At 62.4% G+C, this 17,029-nt stretch carries 16 protein-coding genes; 8 read left to right on the top strand and 8 right to left on the bottom strand.

All coding sequences use genetic code 11. The features are described from left to right. Position 1: 1 nt before the first annotated feature. Complete coding sequence (locus AC1D3C_RS09590; RefSeq protein WP_477482706.1) at positions 2-1,282, bottom strand: efflux RND transporter periplasmic adaptor subunit; 1,281 nt, start codon at positions 1,280-1,282, stop codon at positions 2-4. 277 nt (positions 1,283-1,559) lie between these two features. Between AC1D3C_RS09590 and AC1D3C_RS09595 the strand changes: the two genes are divergently transcribed. Next, on the top strand, positions 1,560-4,043 hold the full coding sequence (locus AC1D3C_RS09595) for an ATP-dependent helicase (RefSeq protein WP_477482707.1): 2,484 nt from the start codon (positions 1,560-1,562) through the stop codon (positions 4,041-4,043). 20 nt (positions 4,044-4,063) lie between these two features. Here the strand turns inward: AC1D3C_RS09595 and AC1D3C_RS09600 are convergent, their stop codons facing one another. Continuing rightward, a complete protein-coding gene (locus tag AC1D3C_RS09600; protein ID WP_477483004.1) occupies positions 4,064-4,696 on the bottom strand; it encodes a Pr6Pr family membrane protein in 633 nt (210 codons plus the stop codon). Positions 4,697-4,942: 246 nt separating this feature from the next. Between AC1D3C_RS09600 and AC1D3C_RS09605 the strand changes: the two genes are divergently transcribed. Beyond that, complete coding sequence (locus AC1D3C_RS09605; RefSeq protein ID WP_477482708.1) at positions 4,943-5,944, top strand: zinc-dependent alcohol dehydrogenase family protein; 1,002 nt, start codon at positions 4,943-4,945, stop codon at positions 5,942-5,944. Positions 5,945-6,024: 80 nt separating this feature from the next. After that, complete coding sequence (locus AC1D3C_RS09610) at positions 6,025-7,170, top strand: amidohydrolase (RefSeq protein WP_477482709.1); 1,146 nt, start codon at positions 6,025-6,027, stop codon at positions 7,168-7,170. A gap of 27 nt (positions 7,171-7,197) precedes the next feature. Here AC1D3C_RS09610 and AC1D3C_RS09615 read toward each other — a convergent pair whose 3' ends face one another. Further along, entirely contained in the window at positions 7,198-8,580 is a 1,383-nt protein-coding gene (locus AC1D3C_RS09615; protein WP_477482710.1) for a DUF2778 domain-containing protein, read from the bottom strand. A gap of 322 nt (positions 8,581-8,902) precedes the next feature. Next, positions 8,903-9,823, bottom strand: a complete 921-nt coding sequence (locus tag AC1D3C_RS09620; protein ID WP_477482711.1) for a LysR family transcriptional regulator — start codon at positions 9,821-9,823, stop codon at positions 8,903-8,905. A 188-nt stretch (positions 9,824-10,011) separates the two neighbouring features. On the opposite strand from AC1D3C_RS09620, the gene AC1D3C_RS09625 reads away from it, so the two are divergent. From AC1D3C_RS09625 to AC1D3C_RS09640, 4 genes are all read left to right on the top strand, one after another. Then, on the top strand, positions 10,012-10,629 hold the full coding sequence (locus AC1D3C_RS09625; protein WP_477482712.1) for a cupin domain-containing protein: 618 nt from the start codon (positions 10,012-10,014) through the stop codon (positions 10,627-10,629). Positions 10,630-10,713: 84 nt separating this feature from the next. Continuing rightward, positions 10,714-11,340, top strand: a complete 627-nt coding sequence (gene pncA, locus AC1D3C_RS09630; RefSeq protein WP_477482713.1) for a bifunctional nicotinamidase/pyrazinamidase — start codon at positions 10,714-10,716, stop codon at positions 11,338-11,340. Positions 11,341-11,459: 119 nt separating this feature from the next. Continuing rightward, a complete protein-coding gene (locus AC1D3C_RS09635) occupies positions 11,460-12,179 on the top strand; it encodes an AzlC family ABC transporter permease (protein WP_247039268.1) in 720 nt (239 codons plus the stop codon). Position 12,180: 1 nt separating this feature from the next. Next, positions 12,181-12,495, top strand: a complete 315-nt coding sequence (locus tag AC1D3C_RS09640; protein ID WP_247039267.1) for an AzlD family protein — start codon at positions 12,181-12,183, stop codon at positions 12,493-12,495. A 12-nt stretch (positions 12,496-12,507) separates the two neighbouring features. Here AC1D3C_RS09640 and AC1D3C_RS09645 read toward each other — a convergent pair whose 3' ends face one another. Further along, on the bottom strand, positions 12,508-14,340 hold the full coding sequence (locus AC1D3C_RS09645) for an aminopeptidase P family protein (protein ID WP_477482714.1): 1,833 nt from the start codon (positions 14,338-14,340) through the stop codon (positions 12,508-12,510). Between the two features lie 256 nt (positions 14,341-14,596). Between AC1D3C_RS09645 and AC1D3C_RS09650 the strand changes: the two genes are divergently transcribed. Beyond that, positions 14,597-14,770, top strand: a complete 174-nt coding sequence (locus AC1D3C_RS09650) for a hypothetical protein (RefSeq protein ID WP_038549294.1) — start codon at positions 14,597-14,599, stop codon at positions 14,768-14,770. Positions 14,771-14,979: 209 nt separating this feature from the next. Here AC1D3C_RS09650 and AC1D3C_RS09655 read toward each other — a convergent pair whose 3' ends face one another. The 3 genes from AC1D3C_RS09655 to AC1D3C_RS09665 all read right to left on the bottom strand — a co-directional run bounded on the left by AC1D3C_RS09655 (position 14,980) and on the right by AC1D3C_RS09665 (position 16,811). Continuing rightward, positions 14,980-15,858 carry a 50S ribosomal protein L11 methyltransferase gene (locus tag AC1D3C_RS09655; protein ID WP_477482715.1) on the bottom strand — a complete coding sequence of 293 codons (879 nt, stop codon included), beginning with the start codon at positions 15,856-15,858 and terminating at the stop codon, positions 14,980-14,982. Positions 15,859-15,935: 77 nt separating this feature from the next. Continuing rightward, complete coding sequence (locus AC1D3C_RS09660) at positions 15,936-16,535, bottom strand: SCO family protein (RefSeq protein ID WP_477482716.1); 600 nt, start codon at positions 16,533-16,535, stop codon at positions 15,936-15,938. 120 nt (positions 16,536-16,655) lie between these two features. Then, entirely contained in the window at positions 16,656-16,811 is a 156-nt protein-coding gene (locus tag AC1D3C_RS09665) for a hypothetical protein (protein ID WP_477482717.1), read from the bottom strand. Positions 16,812-17,029: the final 218 nt, after the last annotated feature.

Raw genomic sequence — 17,029 nt, forward strand, 5'->3', positions numbered from 1 at the left:
TTCATTGGCGCGCCACCTCAGCGGTTTCCGGCGCGCCGAAAACCCGGACCGACGCCCCCTCCCTCACCCGTTGCAGACCTTCGGTCACTATCCTGTCGCCCTCTTGGAGCTCGGYGCCCACGAGCACCGCATCGGGATTGCGCTGAACGACGCGCACCCGGGTCTTGACCGATTTATTGTCCTTGACCTGCCAGACATAGGAACCCTCGCCGTCCCACTGGACGGCGAGCGGATCGACCGCCGGGTAGCTTTCGCCGGCAAAGCGCATGCCGACATTGAAGGCCATGCCGGCGCGCAGAACATCGCCCGGATTTTCGACACGGGCGCGGATGCGCATCGTGCGGCTTGCCGCGTCGATACGGTTGTCGATCGCCTCGACCTTGCCGGAGAAGACCTGGCCCGGACGGGCGATCGAGCTCGCGTCGACTGCCTGGCCCGGCTCGATGGCGACGGCGAAACGCTCCGGCGCCCAGAAATCGACCAAAATAGCCGTGCGGTCGTCGATCGTCACCACATTGGTCTGGGTGGTGACGTTGTCGCCGATATTGACCGCGACGATGCCCGCGATGCCCGCGATCGGCGCGACGATATCGCGGCGCTTCAAGTTGAGTTCGGCCGTGGCGAGCGCAAGCTTGGCAGCCTGTTCGGCGATCTGGGCATTGAGCACGTCGAGGCGCGAGAACGACTGGAGGTTCTTGTAGGAAGCGGATTTTTCCTGGGCGCTCTGCAGCGCGACCTGCGCCTTTTCGCGCTCGATCGTCTGTTCTTCGTCGTCGAGGCGGGCGAGCACCTGGCCCTTGGTGACCTTCTGGCCGGAAACGACCCTGATCTCGTTGATCGTGCCGGAAGACTGCGGCATGACGACGACGGACTGGATCGCCTCGCCGCTGCCGATCGCCGTGAGGCGGTCGTTGACGGTGCCGATCGCCACCGGCTGGGCGACGACGAGCGTGGCGCGGTTGCCACCCTGTCCGCCCTGGCCGCCTGCCCCGCGCTGGCCGTTCTGGCCCGCGTTGTTMTGGGCCGCGTTCGCGGCTCCGTTCTGCGAATTTCCCTGTGCTGYGCCCTGGCCTTGCTGGCGCGTCGCCGCATTGCCGTTGGCACTGCCGGCTGCTGCCGTTGCGGGCTGGGGGGCATGTTTCGGGCTTATGGCGGCAATCACTCCACCGGGAACGCCGATCTTTGCAAGCGTGGCTCCTGCACTCGGCACCAGGTAAACCCACAGAGCCAGCGCTCCCGCCAGGACGGCGAGACAGAGCAGAAGCTGTTTCCAAATCCGCATTCAATTCTCCGAAGGAGGCACGAAAAGGCCATATTGCCCGGGAGTATCCTTTTTTGCGGGTGCTCACGCAATGGGTCTTCGGCAACCTTACAAAAATGTAACCTCGCGAAATCTCACGGGTATGTTAGACGGCAAGCATACTTATACTCCTAAAATTGCCGCTTTCGCAGAGCGCAACCGGCAGCCTCTTCACACTTTAGCCTTGCCTTGTGTGGAGACTGGGAATGAAAGCAGAACATTTTCTGGTCTTTCAGGTCCGAATCACTACATTGGCCGCATGACGAACAGTTTCGACGACATTCCGTTCTTCGATGAAGAACCGCAGCACCCGCAGGCGCCGCGCAACACGGCCCCCGCTCCGGCACAGGCTGAGGGCAGTGGCGGCCTCGGCATCGCCGCGCGGGCCATGGCGGCCCGCGACCAGCATCGTGCGCCCGACTATCTCGCAGGCCTCAACCCCGAGCAGCGGCTGGCGGTCGAGACGCTGAACGGACCGGTTCTCGTGCTCGCGGGCGCGGGCACGGGCAAGACGCGGGTGCTGACCACCCGCATCGCCCATATCCTGGCAACCGGCAGCGCCTACCCGTCACAAATTCTTGCGGTGACCTTTACCAACAAGGCTGCCCGCGAAATGAAGGAACGCGTCGGCGTGCTCGTCGGCGGCGCGGTCGAGGGCATGCCGTGGATGGGCACCTTCCACTCGATTGGCGTGAAACTGTTGCGCCGCCATGCGGAACTCGCGGGCCTTCGCTCCGACTTCACCATTCTCGACACCGACGACGTGGTGCGGCTGATCAAGCAGTTGATCCAGGCCGAGGGACTGGACGACAAACGCTGGCCTGCAAAACAGTTCGCTGGCATGATCGACACCTGGAAGAACAAGGGCCTGACGCCGCCGGACATTGCCGAGGGCGACGCCCGAGCCTTTGCCAACGGCAAGGGCCGCGAGCTCTATGCCGCCTATCAGGCACGCCTGCGCACGCTGAACGCCTGCGATTTCGGCGATCTTCTGCTGCACCCGATCGCGATCCTCCGCAAGAACCCGGACCTGCTCAAGGAATATCACGGAAAATTCCGCTATATCCTGGTCGACGAGTATCAGGACACCAATACGGCGCAATATATGTGGCTGCGGCTGCTTGCCCAGCGGCCAAAGGACGTTCCGCAGAACGTCTGCTGCGTCGGCGACGACGACCAGTCGATCTATGGCTGGCGCGGCGCCGAAGTCGACAACATCCTGCGCTTCGAGAAGGATTTTCCGGGCGCAAAAGTGATCAAGCTGGAACGCAACTACCGCTCCACCGAACACATCCTCGGCGCCGCCGGCCATCTGATCGCCCATAACGAGGGCCGGCTCGGCAAGACGCTGTTCACCGACCGCTCCGATCCCGACGACGAGAAGGTGGTGGTGCATGCCGCCTGGGATTCGGAGGAGGAAGCACGCGCCGTCGGCGAGGAAATCGAGAACCTCCAGCGCGGCAAGCACAAGCTCAACGACATGGCGATCCTGGTGCGCGCCTCGTTCCAGATGCGCGAGTTCGAAGACCGGTTCGTGACGTTAGGCCTCAACTACCGCGTCATCGGCGGCCCACGCTTCTACGAGCGGCTCGAGATCCGCGACGCCATGGCCTATTTCCGCATGGTCTGCCAGCCCTCCGACGACCTCGCCTTCGAGCGGATCATCAACACCCCGAAACGCGGCCTCGGCGACACGACCGTGCGTTACCTGCACGACTATGCCCGCGCCCGCGACATCCCGATGCTGCAGGCTGCGGCCGACCTTATCGAGACCGACGAGATGAAACCGAAGGCGCGCAAGGCGCTGTTCGACGTGGTGACCGATTTCCGCCGCTGGCAGGGCCTGCTCGAAAACACGTTACACACGACGCTTGCCGAGCAGATCCTCGACGAGAGCGGCTATACCGCCATGTGGCAGAACGACAAGTCGGCGGAAGCGCCGGGCCGCCTGGAAAACCTCAAGGAACTCGTGCGTTCCATGGAAGCATTTGAGAGCATGCGCGGCTTCCTTGAACACGTCTCGCTGGTCATGGATGCCGAGAACAACGAAAACCTCGATGCCGTGTCGATCATGACGCTGCATTCGGCCAAGGGCCTGGAATTCGACACGGTCTTCCTGCCCGGCTGGGAGGAAGGCCTGTTCCCGCACCAGCGGGCGCTCGACGAGGGCGGCCGCTCAGGGCTGGAAGAAGAACGCCGCCTCGCCTATGTCGGCCTGACGCGCGCAAAACACCGCTGCCATATCTGGTTCGTCTCGAACCGCCGCATCCACGGCCTGTGGCAATCGACCATGCCGTCTCGTTTCCTCGAAGAACTGCCGGCCGCCCATGTGGACGTCGCAGCCTCGGACAGCAATTACGGCGGTTATGGCGGGCGCGGCGGCTACGGCCAATCACGCTTCGACAAGGCCGATCCCTTCGCCAACACCTATTCGACGCCCGGCTGGAAACGCGCCCAGGCCAACAAGACCGATGCCACCCGCGACAACTGGGGCACCCGCTCCGGCCACGCCGTGGAACGCATCGGCTACGGCGAAAGCGGCCCACGCACCCGCACCATCGACGGCGAACTGGTGGCCAAATCGGTGGCCGACACGCCTTCGCAATTCTCGGTCGGAGATAGGGTGTTCCATGTCAAGTTCGGCAACGGGAATATTTCGGCGATCGAGGGCAACAAGCTGACGATCGAGTTCGATCGCGCCGGTCAGAAGCGGGTGCTTGAGGGGTTTGTGGAGCGGGTGTGAGACAGAGCGGTCGCTCGACCTCAGCTTATCCGTGCCGCCTTCCCAAGCCTTCGATCCAGCCACACCATCATAGTGCCGGCGATCAGGTAACCGATCGCTATTCCGATTGCGTTGACCGCGACACGTGCCCAGCCAAGTGCGGCAACGTCGAGAAACGGATAGGCATATCGCCCCTCCGACAAACCTCGGGCAATCGCGTAAACGAAGTAGAGGAGGGGGAATACCGCCCATTGAAACGGCGCTCGGAACGCGAGGTTATTCTTCGAGACCAGGAAAAGCCAGAAAAGCGGCACCAGCAGCGGATTGAGGCGGTGCAGCAGGAAGTCACCGACAATCCCCGCGCTGCTCAATTCGCGAAGGCCCTGTAGCAGCAGGGCGAACACGCCCCCCACCAAAGCAATGCTCAATGCCACACCGGCGACATACCATCCATGATCGGCACGAGGTCCGACCACGGCGATATGCGAGAACAATAGAGCGACGAGGAAGTTGGTGATGATGGTGAAATAGGCGAAGATGGTCCACAATGCCACCGGCAGGTCGAACCCGTTCGCCAATACCGCCCGCAGCTCGATGAACAAGCCAAGCCAGGCCGAGACCGCGATCACAGCCGCCGACAAACGCGAAACGACGGGGTTGCTTGTTGCAAACATCAATATCCTCGACGTGGCGGATCGATTGGTTCTCAGTCTACACGATCAGGCGTCTTCTGCGACTCTCTGAATATGCTGCCGAAACGTCACCTCGTCTCCGCCTTATCACCTCCACATCCATCGCCACAGCCGCAGCAGAGGGTTTCGCCGCAAACTCTGCGGCGGCGCGGACATTCACCTTGTCAGCCTCCCTGCCTCCCGCTACCTGAAGCAGGGGAGATTTTTGAATTTTAAGCGGAGGACACCATGAAAGCCATCGTCACGGCCCCCGGCGGCCTCGATGCCCTGAAGCTCGCCAACCTGCCAGACCCCGGCAAACCAGGCCGGGGCGAAATCCGGGTGGCGCTGCATGCGAGTTCGATCAATTTCCATGACCTGAGCGTCGCAAGCGGCCGGACGCCGACCGATGGGCGGGTGCTGATGGCGGATGGCGCCGGCGTGGTCGAGGAGGTCGGCGACGTGGTGAGCGAGTTCAAGCCGGGCGATCATGTGGTCTCCTGCTTCTTTCCGGACTGGCAGGACGGCCCGCCTTTGCCCGGCGGTTTTTCGCGCACGCCGGGCGATGGCATCGACGGGTTTGCGACCGAATATGCGGTACGGCCGGCGGCCGCCTTCACGCTTGCTCCGAAAGGGTTCAGCCATGTGGAAGCGGCAACGATCAGCACGGCAGGCCTGACCGCCTGGCGGGCGCTTGTCGAGCTCGGCAGGCTGAAGGCCGGCGAGACGGTGCTGGCGCTCGGCACGGGCGGCGTGTCGATCTATGCGCTGCAGATCGCCAAAGCCATGTGCGCGCGGGTGGCGATCACCTCCTCATCGGACGAAAAGCTGGAGCGCGCCGAAAAGCTCGGGGCCGAGTTCACGGTCAACTACAGGGATCATGCCGACTGGGGCAAACAGGTTTTTGACTGGACCGGCGGCCGCGGCGTCGACCATGTGGTGGAAGTCGGCGGCCCGGTAACGCTCGGGCAATCCATTCAGGCGGTAAAGATGGGCGGCCATATCGCCATGATCGGGGTGCTGACCGGCGCGCGCGGCGAAGTGCCGACCGCGGCGCTGATGGGCAAGCAGGCGGTTCTATCGGGCATCCTGGTCGGCAGCCGCCGGCAGCAGCAGGATTTCGTGCGTGCACTCGATACGGGTCTCGTCCGGCCGGTGATCGACCGGGTGTTTCCGCTCGAAAAGCTCGCCGACGCCTTCCGCTACGAGATGAGCGGCAGCCATTTCGGCAAGATCGGCATCGAGTGGTGAACGCCGAGGGCAGAGGTTCTGCTTGCAGGGAGCCCCTGCCCCGGTTACCTCGGATCAAACCCGGCAATCAGGGAGCGCCCATGTTTCTCAGCAATCAGGACGTCATCGAGCTCACCGCATGGCGACGCAAGCTGCATGCCATGCCGGAAATCTCCGGCGAGGAGATTGCGACGGCGGCGGAGGTGCAAGGGTTCCTGGCTGATACGAAACCGGATCGGGTTGTGGCCGGTCTCGGCGGCACGGGCGTCGCGGTTATCTATGACAGCGGCCTTCCCGGCCCGACCGTTCTGTTCCGCGCCGAGTTGGACGCGCTGGCGATCGAGGAGATCGGCACGCCGGACCATCGCTCGAAAATCCCCGGCAAGGGTCATATGTGCGGCCACGACGGTCACATGACCATGCTTGCGTCGCTGGGGCGGCAGTTCGGCCGGGAAAAGCCGAAACGCGGCCGCGTCATCCTGCTCTTCCAGCCGGCCGAGGAGACAGGCGCCGGCGCGGCGGCCGTCATCGCCGACGAAAAATTCCAGGAACTGGCGCCGGATTATAGCTTTTCCCTGCACAACATGCCGGGCCTGCCGCTCGGCCATGCCTGGCTGAAGGAAGGCATCGTCAACTGCGCCTCGCGTGGTCTGAAGATCGTCCTGTCCGGCCGCACCGCGCATGCCTCCATGCCGGAGACCGGCATCTCGCCGGTGCCGGCGGTGGCAACGCTGATGCCGGCGCTGACGGCCCTGAGCCAGGGCTCGATCGCAACCGGCGACATGGTGCTGGCAACGGTGACGCATGCCTCGGTCGGCGAACCGGCCTTTGGGATTGCGCCCGGCCATGCCGAGGTCTGGGTAACGTTGCGCACCATGACCGATGGCCAGATGCAGGCGTTGACGACCAGGGCCGAAGATCTGGTCCGCGAGGTCGCAGCAGTCGGCGGTCTCGGATACGAGATGGACTATCACGACATCTTCAGCCATTGCGAAAACCATGCGGAAGCTACCGTCCTGCTGCGTGCGGCGATGGAATCCGAAGGCATTTCGCACGAGGCGGGAGAAACGATGCGCGGCTCGGAGGATTTCGGCCGGTTCGCGACCGTGTCGAAATCAGCGATGTTCTTCCTGGGTGCCGGCGAAAACATGCCGAACCTGCACAATCCGAACTATGATTTTCCCGACGACCTGATCTCGATCGGCACGAAAATCTTTATGCGCGTGGCGAGGGATATTCTCGGCTGAAATTGAGCCGGAGGAGACAACGCCTGATCAGGCGTCGTTGTTGCCGAACAGCTTGGCCATGAAGCCGCCATTGGTGCCGCGGCCGGGACGTTTGCCGTCCCATTTGGGCACGATCACCATATGGGTGATATCGCCGCGCTGGAAGGCTTTCAGGAACGCGTTGTAGTCGGCAAAGGCGACGCAGCCATGCGAGTCGCCGCGCACCCGCAGCAGGAAACTGTGGGCGAGCAGGCCGGTGCGGCCCTGCGGCGCCCTGCCGTCGACCGGCGTCAGGCGGATCGCAGCAACGCCGTGGAACGGCGTTTCACGCATCGACAGCTTATAGGTGCCGGGCGGCGTCGGGCCACGCATCGTCACATGCGTAAAATTCGGGTTGTCGCGCATTTTGCCGATGCCGGAATGCGCTTCGAGTTTCGAGCCGTTCGGCATATAGACCATGCCGCCGGCGATATCGTAGACGGCAACTTTCGTGCCGATTCCAGGCCAGGCCGGCGCGGATTGCGAGGGACGGGTCGGCTCCTCGCGCATCGGATTGTCGGGTTTGGCAAAGGCGAGCGCGGTCGGCTTGTCGTCGCCGTCAGCCGCCCTGGAGGGCTTTTGCGGCGCGACCGCGGCGATGGCGGCAAGCGCTGCCGGCTTGGCGGGCTTGTCGGCGGTAGATCCCGGGCGGATCACGGGCAGCGGGCCGGCCTTCGGCAGGGCATAGGCAGGCGCCGCCGGGGCGGCCTGTTCGACCACCGCGACTTCGCTTTCGTCGTCGCCGTCCTCGTCTTCCTTCAGAGCGGTTTCTTCAAGCGCCGCCATCTCGACGGGCTTCATGTCCTTGAGCCCGGCAACGGTAGTGACCGTCTCGGCATCCTGGATCATGTCCGGCAAGGTTGATCCGGCACGCGGCGCCACGACGACGAGGTTTTCCATCGCAGGCGCAAGCACGGCGCGGATGGCGTTGGCATCCGGGCGGATCTTTTCGAGAGCGGCAAACTGCTGTTCATGTTCCTGATGCCGTACGGCCTTCGCCATCGCGACATTGAGCGTCTGCTTGATGGCCGAAATATCCGGCTTGCGGGCCTCGAGGGCTGCCACGTCGGCGCCAGCCAGACGCTTGCTCTTCGGATCGGCGGGTGCGCTGCCGGGCAGGCGGGAGAATTTCGAGACGTCGATTTCTCGCTCACGCGAAACGGCGGCGGGAGCCACACGGGCGATCGGTCTTGTCAGTGCCGTTTCGAACTTGACGTCGGAAGCCGACTTCACCGCGGTCGCCACGGTAACCATTGACGCACCCATCAGGGCTGCGACCGTCAGGCCGAAACCGACCGTGACATTGACCAAGAGAGAGCGGGATTTCTTGCGGCGTTGCGGAACTTTGCCTGCCTGCCTGCCATTCACCGACGTCTGGACCGAACGCGCCATCACTCGTTACCCGAACCGTTACTCACACGGGCAGGCATCGCTTCCGCGAGACTGCCAAAACAACCCCGACGAGCATTGAGCAAGAAGAGAACCTGCTCACCGCCGCCAATCGACTGCATGTGAGGATGAACGATTATGGTAACCAATGTCTTTACGTCGCCCCGATTTGGTTTCGGTGGTGCACATAAAAGCGCATGCCGTCGGAAGTTTAACCGAAATGCGGCAACAGGGTGTCCCCCTCGGCGCGCTTTAAGGCAGGTCAAGCCAACGACCGTTGCTGTTTAGCCACAAAATCTCATTCTTTCAAGGCTTATCACAATTTTTATACCATTTCTCTTTCTGCCCTCCGCCGGCCCTCGGACACATATTCGAGCAGCAGCGCCTTGGCGGCATCCATGACCGCGCGGACGCGAGGTGTATACCGAAGCCTTTCATGGGTGATCAGCCAGATCTCCGCAGCAGGCGGCATCTCGGGTCGGAAACAGTAGATCAGGTCGTCGTCACCGGCCGCCACGAACTCCGAAAACAGCCCAATCCCGAGCCCGCTGCGAATGCTCGACAGCGTTGCAGAGACGGTGTTCTGCCGCACTACGATCGCGTTTTCGGGGAAGTTTTTCCGCACCCACAAAACGGCCGGATGATCCTTGATATGCGGGTCGATGGAGATCAGCGAATGCCGGTGAAGTTCGCCGACTTCACGAGGCACGCCGTGGCGTTCGGCATAGGCGCGGCTGCAGTAGAGGCTCCAGATGTCGTCGGTGATCCGCACGCCGACGAGCCCGCCTTCGACCGGACGGGCGGCAGCGCGCAGCGCGATATCGGCGTCCCCTCTTGAAAGATCGAGCCGGCTGTCGGTCGTCACCACGTGCAGGCTGATATTGGGATGCGTCGCCTTGAGCCGGCTGATCAGCAAGGGCAGGAATCGAGCCGCCAATACGTCGTTGGTGGTGAAACGGACGCTCCCGGTAATGTCGCAGGAAACCGCGTCCATTGCATTGGAGAACGCCGTCATGGCATCGCGCACCACCGTCGCCGGGCCGATCAGCGATCGACCGACATCAGTCAACTCGTAGCCGGTGCGCCTTTTGTCGAAGAGTTCGACGCCGAGATCCTGCTCCAGGCCGGCGATCCGCCGCGACACCGTGCTCTGGCTGACCTTCAACAGGCGCGCAGCCGAAAGCGTCGAGCCGGTCTCGGCTACGGCGAGCAGAAAGCGCAGATCGTCGTAGTTCAATTGGCCCATGGATTGGTTATGCAAAAACGGTGAATGGACGGGCAAAAAAGGTGTTTGCGGTAGTTTCGCCGGCAACCTACACGCCTTTTATCGCCGGCGGAACTGGCCTTGCTGGCCATTCTCCCGGCACTTCCCCGTTCGACGGGTTGCCCCGATCAAAAGATTGCCCTGATCAAAGATTGCCAAGGAGAGAACCCATGCCGAGAGCACTCGTGCCCGCCCATACCAGGATCGTCAACCACTTCAACAAGGAGACCTTCGTCTTCACCGATCCGGTGGAAAGCGAGGCTCTGTCCAAGTTCGACGTCATCCTCGAAAAGGGTGGTTCGGGCGGCGGCAATGCGATCGCCCACGTCCATCCCAAGGCGGACGAATATTTCCACGTCCACAAGGGCCGGCTGATGATCATGATCGACGGCGTCGAACATTTCGCCGATGTCGGCGAAACCGTCATGGTCCCGCGTGGCAAGGCGCATTTCTTCCGCAATGCCAGCGAGAGCGAAACCCATGCCACGGTGTCGTTCACGCCCGGCCAGAAGCATCTGCGTTTCTTCATCAACCTCGCTGCGTCGACGGTGCTGACGCCGGAGAATTTCTCGCCACAGGGGGACGCGAAGCTTCTCGCCATCGCTCTGAAGCTCCACGCCTATCGCGACCATCTCTACCTCGCGGGCCCGCCGATCTGGGTGCAGAAGCTGATGTTCGCCACCCTTGCCCCGATCTCCAGGCTGATGGGCTACCGGCTGATCGTCGCTCCCGACGACGCGCCGCTTGGCCAGGATACGGTGCTCAAGCTCGCGACGGAACTGCGCTGACTGCTGCGCTGCAAAACATATCGGCCTTGATCCTGCCCTTCACCCTTGGCATCCTTCGGCAATCCAGGATTCGGAGGATGACGGATGAAAGCGCTGCTCCTGATCGACATCCAGAACGGTTTTTGCCCGGGCGGCAATCTGCCCGTGGCGCACGGTGACGAGATCGTGCCGGTCGCAAATCAGCTGATAGAAGGCGGCGGTTACGACGTCATCGTCGCCTCGCAGGATTGGCACCCGGAAAACCATGGCAGCTTTGCCTCGCGACATGCGGGTAAGAAGCCGTTCGACATGGGCGAACTGTCCGGCCAGCCGCAGGTCATGTGGCCCGACCATTGCGTGCAGGGCACGCCGGATGCGGAATTCCACCCGGACCTTAACGTCGATGCCGTCGACTATATCCAGCAGAAGGGCGAGAACCCTGCCGTCGACAGCTATTCCGCCTTCCGCGACAACGACCAGGCCGCAACAACGGGCCTCGCGGGCTATCTGAGAGCCCAGCAGGTGACCGAACTCGATCTTTGCGGGCTTGCAACCGACTACTGCGTGAAATTTTCCGCTCTTGACGCCGTGGAAATGCTGCCGGGTGTAAAAGTGCGCTTCATCGAGGATGCCAGCCGTGGCATCGATCCGGAAGGCGTAAAGAGCGCCATCGCCGAGATGAGAGCCAAAGGAATCGGCATCGTTTCGAGCAAGGACATCCTCGCCGACTGATCGACGGCACCGGAGCCGCCGGAGCTCGATAGTTCAGCGGAATCGATCGTTCCATCAGCCCAATTGAATTGCGCGAGGTCCCGCAGGGCTCTAAAGCCGGTGCGAAAAGGATTTATCCAATGAATCGCAGCGAATTCAAACAGGGTGTGAAGGGTGGGCTTATCATCGCCCTCTCCTCGGCGCCCTTCGCGGTGTTGTTCGGCGCCGTGGCAAGCGACAACGGCCTCTCGGTCATGGAAGCCGGGCTGATGAGCGCGACCGTCTATGCCGGCGCCAGCCAGCTCGTCGGCATCGAGCTTTTCGGCCACCATGTAGCGCCGTGGCTGATCGTGCTCTCCGTCTTCGCCGTCAATTTCCGCCATATCCTCTATTCGGCGGCGCTGACCCGATACATTACCCATTTCACGCCGGTCCAGAAACTCTTGACCTTCTTCGTGCTGACCGACCCGCAATTCGCGGAAGCCGTGAAACGCGGCGAAAGCGGCCAGGGCGTCAGCTTCCGATGGTATATCGGCTTCGGCGCTGCGATTTATTTCCCCTGGCTGTTCTTCAGCGTCATCGGCGCGTTTTTCGGGCGGATGATGGGCGATCCGCGTTCGCTTGCGATCGACGTGCTGCTGCCGGTCTATTTCCTTGGGCTGGTCATCGGCTTTCGCAGCAAGCCGGGCTTTTATCCGGTGGTAGTGGCGAGCGCACTCGGTTCCGTGCTCGGCTATCATTTTGTCGGCTCGCCCTGGCATGTCAGCATTGGTGCCGCGGTCGGAGTGGTCGTCGCGGCTTTCTTGCCGCTGTCCACCGATTCCGTGCCGGCGAACGCCGCCGCCGAGATGGAGAGCTGACATGACCGACCTCATCTCCGCGGATATGGCTCTGCTGATATTGGCCGCTGCGGTCGCGACCTACCTTACCCGCATCGGCGGATATGTGCTGATTACCCGGATGAAGACGATCCCGCCGCGCATGGAGCAGGCTCTCAACGCGGTACCGGCAGCGGTCCTGACCACGCTCGTCGCCCCCGCCTTCTTCAACGGCGGCTGGGACGTCAAGATCGCCATGCTGGCCGCGCTCGTGGTCGGCATCCGGTATCCGGGTCTCTTGCTGCTCGGCGCCGGCTGGGCGGCAGCGATGATCTGCCGCCACCTCCTGGGCTTCTAAAGGCGTCCTGCTTCAGGAAAGCGGCTCTGTCGCCTTCACCAGCCAGGTCTTGACCGCCTCGTCGTCGATCAGCGGCAGCAGCTTTTCGCACACGGCGGCATGGTAGCCGTTCAGCCAGCCGAGTTCCTCGGCGGTCATCAGGTCAGGCAGAACGAGGCGGCGGTCGATCGGGCACCAGGTCAGCGTCTCGAAGGCGAGCATCGGCTGGTCGCCGCCGTCGATCTCTTGCGGACCCTTCACATAGATCAGGTTCTCAATACGGATGCCGAACGAGCCGGGACGGTAATAACCGGGCTCGTTGGAAAGGATCATGCCGGGCAGCAGTTCCTGGGTCGCCAGCCGCGAGATCCGCTGCGGCCCCTCATGCACCGAGAGGTATGAGCCGACGCCATGGCCGGTGCCATGTGCATAATCGCCGCCGGCCTTCCAGAGCGCGATGCGGGCGAGCGGATCGAGATCGCAGCCGCGGGTGCCCTTCGGAAACCGCGCCGTGCTGATGCCGATCATGCCCTTCAGTACCAGCGTGAAGAAACGCTTGTGCTCTTCCGGAACAGAGCCGACCGCGACCGTGCGAGTGATGTCGGTCGTGCCGTTGACATATTGCGCGCCCGAATCGACCAGGAACAGCTCGCCCGCTTCGAGCTTGCGGTTGGTCTCGGTTGTCACCCGGTAGTGGATGACCGCGCCGTGTTCGCCGGCGCCGGAGATCGTGTCGAAGGAAATGTCCTTCAGCGGGTTCTGCATGTTTTGTCCGACGCGGGCACGGGTCGCCTCCAGCGCCTTGACCGCATCGATCTCGGTGATCGTGGCGGGCGCCTGGGCGTCAAGCCAGCAGAGATATTCGACCATCGCCGCACCATCCTGGAGATGCGCCTTGGCCGAGCCGTCGAGCTCCTCGCGGTTCTTGCAGGCGCGCGGCAGTTTTGCCGGATCGGAAGTCTCGACCACCTCGCCGCCGGCGGCCGTGATCGCTTTGGTGAGCGCCAGCGGCGTCAGCTCGGGATCGATCAGGATCTTTGCGCCATCCGCCGAAAAGGCCGCAAGCCGCGCCAGGAATTCCGAAGGCGGGCGCTGCACGCAAATCTGAGCCAGGTAGGCGGCCTGTTCGATGCCGGTCTTGAGCGGGTCGAGAAAAATCTCCGCCTTGCCCTCGGCCGGAATGATGGCGCGCGACAGCGGATAGGGTGTATGCGGCACGTCATCGCCGCGGATGTTGAAGATCCAGGCGACCGATGTCGGATCGGCGATGACGACAGCGGCAGCGCCCTTCTCCTTCACCTGGCTCGCAATCGCCGCAATCTTCTCGCTCGCCAGGGTGCCGGCATGCTCCTGTTTCTGGATCGACACGGCGCCGAGCGGCTCGGCGGGACGATCGGTCCAGATGGCGTCGAGCGGATTGGCGTCGAGCAGCACCAGCGAACCGCCGATCTCGGCAAGCGCCTTTTCCAGCCGCCGCACTTCCGCGCCCGCATGCAGCCACGGATCGATACCGAGCCGGAAACCTTTTGCGCCGTGGCGCGGCAGCCAGACATGCGGCGGTTCGTTGACGAGATCGCCAGCGGCGAACATCGAGCCGTCCACCTGTTCGGCAAGCTGGGTGACGTAACGTCCATCGACGAAAACGATAGCCTCACGTTGCGTGATGAGCGCCATGCCGGCCGATCCGGTGAAGCCGGTGAGCCATGACAGGCGTTCGGCGGAGGCCGGCACGTATTCGCCCTGGTATTCGTCGGCGCGGGGAATAAGAAAACCGTCAATGCCGAGATCGGCGAATTTCGCCCGGAGCGCGCTGACGCGATCGCGGCCGAACTGCGGGGCGGACTTCACTTCGAAGGACTGGAACATGGGCTTGAGTTTCCGGGCTGCTTGATTCCGAGAGGTTGCGATCATGTTAGCCGATCTTCGGCAGACATTGCCAGCCGAGCCGGAAATGATCGGCGATTGTGCATCTGCTCAATGCGTTTGGCGGCGACATAGCCTTCATATGCAGCAAACGCATACCACCAATGAGAGAATCCCTCTCACTGTGCGGTGCAGCAATCGCTATATTCATCTCATCGAACGGGCGCCGAACAAGGTCCGTATCAAGAGGATCGCTTCCATGGCCAATTCTTTCTTCCGCAATGCCTTCAACCGCATGGTCGAAGCTCGCGAGCGTCAGGTTGCCCGTTACGTCAACGGCGCCCTGCTGGGCCTCGACGACGAAACGCTGAAGGGCCTCGGCACCAGCCGCGAAGAACTGCGCCGCAAGGGTGCACAGAACTACGTATTCTAAGCTACGTATTCTGATATTCGGCCGGCGCGGGCTCTCCTCCCTCACCCGCCCCGGCTTTCAGGATACGAGGCCCGCTCGAGCATCTCCCTCCTCAGGCTCGCGGGTAGATCAGTCTCAGAACTGATCGCAAGGCGGCACCACTGGTGTCGCCTTTTTGCTGTCTGCCTCAGAAGCCATGCGCAGAATTCAATGCTGCACACGCATACGAATCAATCGTGGCGCAGGTGGATCGTTACCCAGCCATTGCGCCAGATGGTACGGACGTGAGCGAGGTGGACGCCGCTATAGGCGGCCAGCACCTTCCAGCGCTGTGTAGCCAGGATGCCGGAGAGGATCACCGAACCGCCGGGCGCCAGATGGGCCGCGAGCTGCGGCGCCATCTTCATCAGCGGCCGTGCCAGAATGTTGGCGATGATCAGGTCGAACGGCCCCTCCCGATCGAATGCCGGCGAATGAAATCCCGGCGCCGTCTCCAGGCGGATGCCGGTGGCGATGCCGTTGCGGCGGACATTTTCCCGGGCCACCCGAACAGCGACTGGGTCTATGTCGGTCGCGAGCACCGGGATATTGCGCAGCTTGCGCGCGGCAATCGCCAATACGCCGCTTCCGGTTCCGAGGTCGAGCGCGTTGCGGACGGTCCTTGCGCGCATCACCTCCTCGATCACTTCGAGGCAGCCGGCGGTCGTGCCGTGATGGCCGGTGCCGAAGGCCTGGCCCGCATCGATCTCGATGGCGATATCGTTGACCTTCACCTTGTCGCGGTCATGTGAGCCGTGGACGATGAACCGCCCTGCCCTCACCGGCTTCAGCCCCTCCAGCGACTTGGCGATCCAGTCGATATCCGGGATGACTTCCCTTTGGATTTCGAGAGCGGGAAAGGCCTGGGCGAGGCCTTCGGCGACGCGCTCGCGCACCATCTCCTCGTCATCCGCCAGCATGTAGACAGAGGCTTCCCAGATGTCCTTTTTCTCGTCCACCTCGGTTGTGGCGATGGCGAAGTCCTCTTCGCCGAAAACCTCCGACAGGATATCGAGGATCTCGGCCGCACCTTTTTCGGTGGACGTGACGTAAAGGCGGATTTCGCTCAAGGAAACGGTCTCTCAGCTATTGATCGGTGGCGGAGAGGATTGCCACAGAAGCCCTGTCGGCTTCAACGTCAAACGTGTCAGCCCTTGATCAGATTTTCGAGCTTCTTGACGGCGACGTCTGGGTTTTCGCCATAGGCAATGGTGCCGGCGAAGCGCCCACCATTGTCGAGCAGGAACACCGAGGCCGTATGGTCCATGGTGTAGTCGCCGTTCGGATCCTTCTCGTCGACCGGCACTTTCTTGAAATAGACCTTGAAACCCTTGGCCATCTCCTGGACCTTGGCCGGCGGACCGGAAATCCCTTTCACCCGGTCGGTGACGTTCGACACATACTGGCCGAGCAGTTCCGGACTGTCGCGCTCCGGATCGATGCTGACGAAATAGCCGTTGAGCTTGGTGCCATCCGGATCGACCTTGTGCAGCCAGCCGTTCAGCTCGAACAGCGTCGTGGGGCACACTTCCGGGCAATGGGTGAAGCCGAAGAACAGCGCCGTCGGCTTGTCCTGGAAGGCCTTTTCGGTGATCGGCTGGCCGTTCTGGGCAACGAGCTGGAACGGCACGCCGAACGGACCTTCGCTAAGCTGCTGTTTCGAGCCGGTCACCTCCATCGTCAGCCAGACAAGCACGCCGGCAAGCGCCACGACGGCGACCCAGAGGATGGTGCGAAAGCTTTTCATCGGTATCTCTTCAGCTCAGACCTAATGACGGATCGATAGACCCCAGGCGGCAGCGAAGCAATTCAAGAAGCCGTTTTCGAGAGATATCGCGCTGATCTGTCTCACCGAACCGGCAGCCGGTCAGAAACACCAGGAAAGGCCGGTCTCACCGAGCGTCAGCAGGATGGAAGAGCCGAACCGGAGCCAGCCGTAAAAGGCGATGCCTCCGAGGCCGAGCAAGAGCAGGCTTGCGGCGGCAAGCAGCGGCAGGCGGTATGTCTCGATTATACTGTCCATAACGTTCAATCTACCACCCTTTCCGGCCGTTCAGAAGGCCGGCAATCTTCGAACAAGTTTAGGGTAAGATTAATACCTGTCTGAGATCTTATAAAGGCGAACGTGGTTTACGATTCGTAGCGGCGAATGGGAGTGAGGATGCAGCACGCATCACACTAGGGGCCGCTATGTCGACCGCGAAAAGACATGATGTCGCCGACACCGGCTCGCCCTCAGTT

The organism is Neorhizobium sp. P1_A6 (genome assembly GCF_056406795.1).

What these genes read in the sequence shown, in the direction of transcription:
- pncA (WP_477482713.1), top strand. Translation starts at nt 10,714, where the DNA reads ATGAAAGCGCTGCTCCTGATCGACATCCAGAACGGTTTTTGCCCGGGC.
- AC1D3C_RS09605 (WP_477482708.1), top strand. Translation starts at nt 4,943, where the DNA reads ATGAAAGCCATCGTCACGGCCCCCGGCGGCCTCGATGCCCTGAAGCTC.
- AC1D3C_RS09595 (WP_477482707.1), top strand. Translation starts at nt 1,560, where the DNA reads ATGACGAACAGTTTCGACGACATTCCGTTCTTCGATGAAGAACCGCAG.
- AC1D3C_RS09635 (WP_247039268.1), top strand. Translation starts at nt 11,460, where the DNA reads ATGAATCGCAGCGAATTCAAACAGGGTGTGAAGGGTGGGCTTATCATC.
- AC1D3C_RS09645 (WP_477482714.1), bottom strand. Translation starts at nt 14,340, where the DNA reads ATGTTCCAGTCCTTCGAAGTGAAGTCCGCCCCGCAGTTCGGCCGCGAT.
- AC1D3C_RS09615 (WP_477482710.1), bottom strand. Translation starts at nt 8,580, where the DNA reads ATGGCGCGTTCGGTCCAGACGTCGGTGAATGGCAGGCAGGCAGGCAAA.
- AC1D3C_RS09665 (WP_477482717.1), bottom strand. Translation starts at nt 16,811, where the DNA reads ATGGACAGTATAATCGAGACATACCGCCTGCCGCTGCTTGCCGCCGCA.
- AC1D3C_RS09620 (WP_477482711.1), bottom strand. Translation starts at nt 9,823, where the DNA reads ATGGGCCAATTGAACTACGACGATCTGCGCTTTCTGCTCGCCGTAGCC.
- AC1D3C_RS09640 (WP_247039267.1), top strand. Translation starts at nt 12,181, where the DNA reads ATGACCGACCTCATCTCCGCGGATATGGCTCTGCTGATATTGGCCGCT.
- AC1D3C_RS09650 (WP_038549294.1), top strand. Translation starts at nt 14,597, where the DNA reads ATGGCCAATTCTTTCTTCCGCAATGCCTTCAACCGCATGGTCGAAGCT.
- AC1D3C_RS09625 (WP_477482712.1), top strand. Translation starts at nt 10,012, where the DNA reads ATGCCGAGAGCACTCGTGCCCGCCCATACCAGGATCGTCAACCACTTC.
- AC1D3C_RS09610 (WP_477482709.1), top strand. Translation starts at nt 6,025, where the DNA reads ATGTTTCTCAGCAATCAGGACGTCATCGAGCTCACCGCATGGCGACGC.
- AC1D3C_RS09660 (WP_477482716.1), bottom strand. Translation starts at nt 16,535, where the DNA reads ATGAAAAGCTTTCGCACCATCCTCTGGGTCGCCGTCGTGGCGCTTGCC.
- AC1D3C_RS09600 (WP_477483004.1), bottom strand. Translation starts at nt 4,696, where the DNA reads ATGTTTGCAACAAGCAACCCCGTCGTTTCGCGTTTGTCGGCGGCTGTG.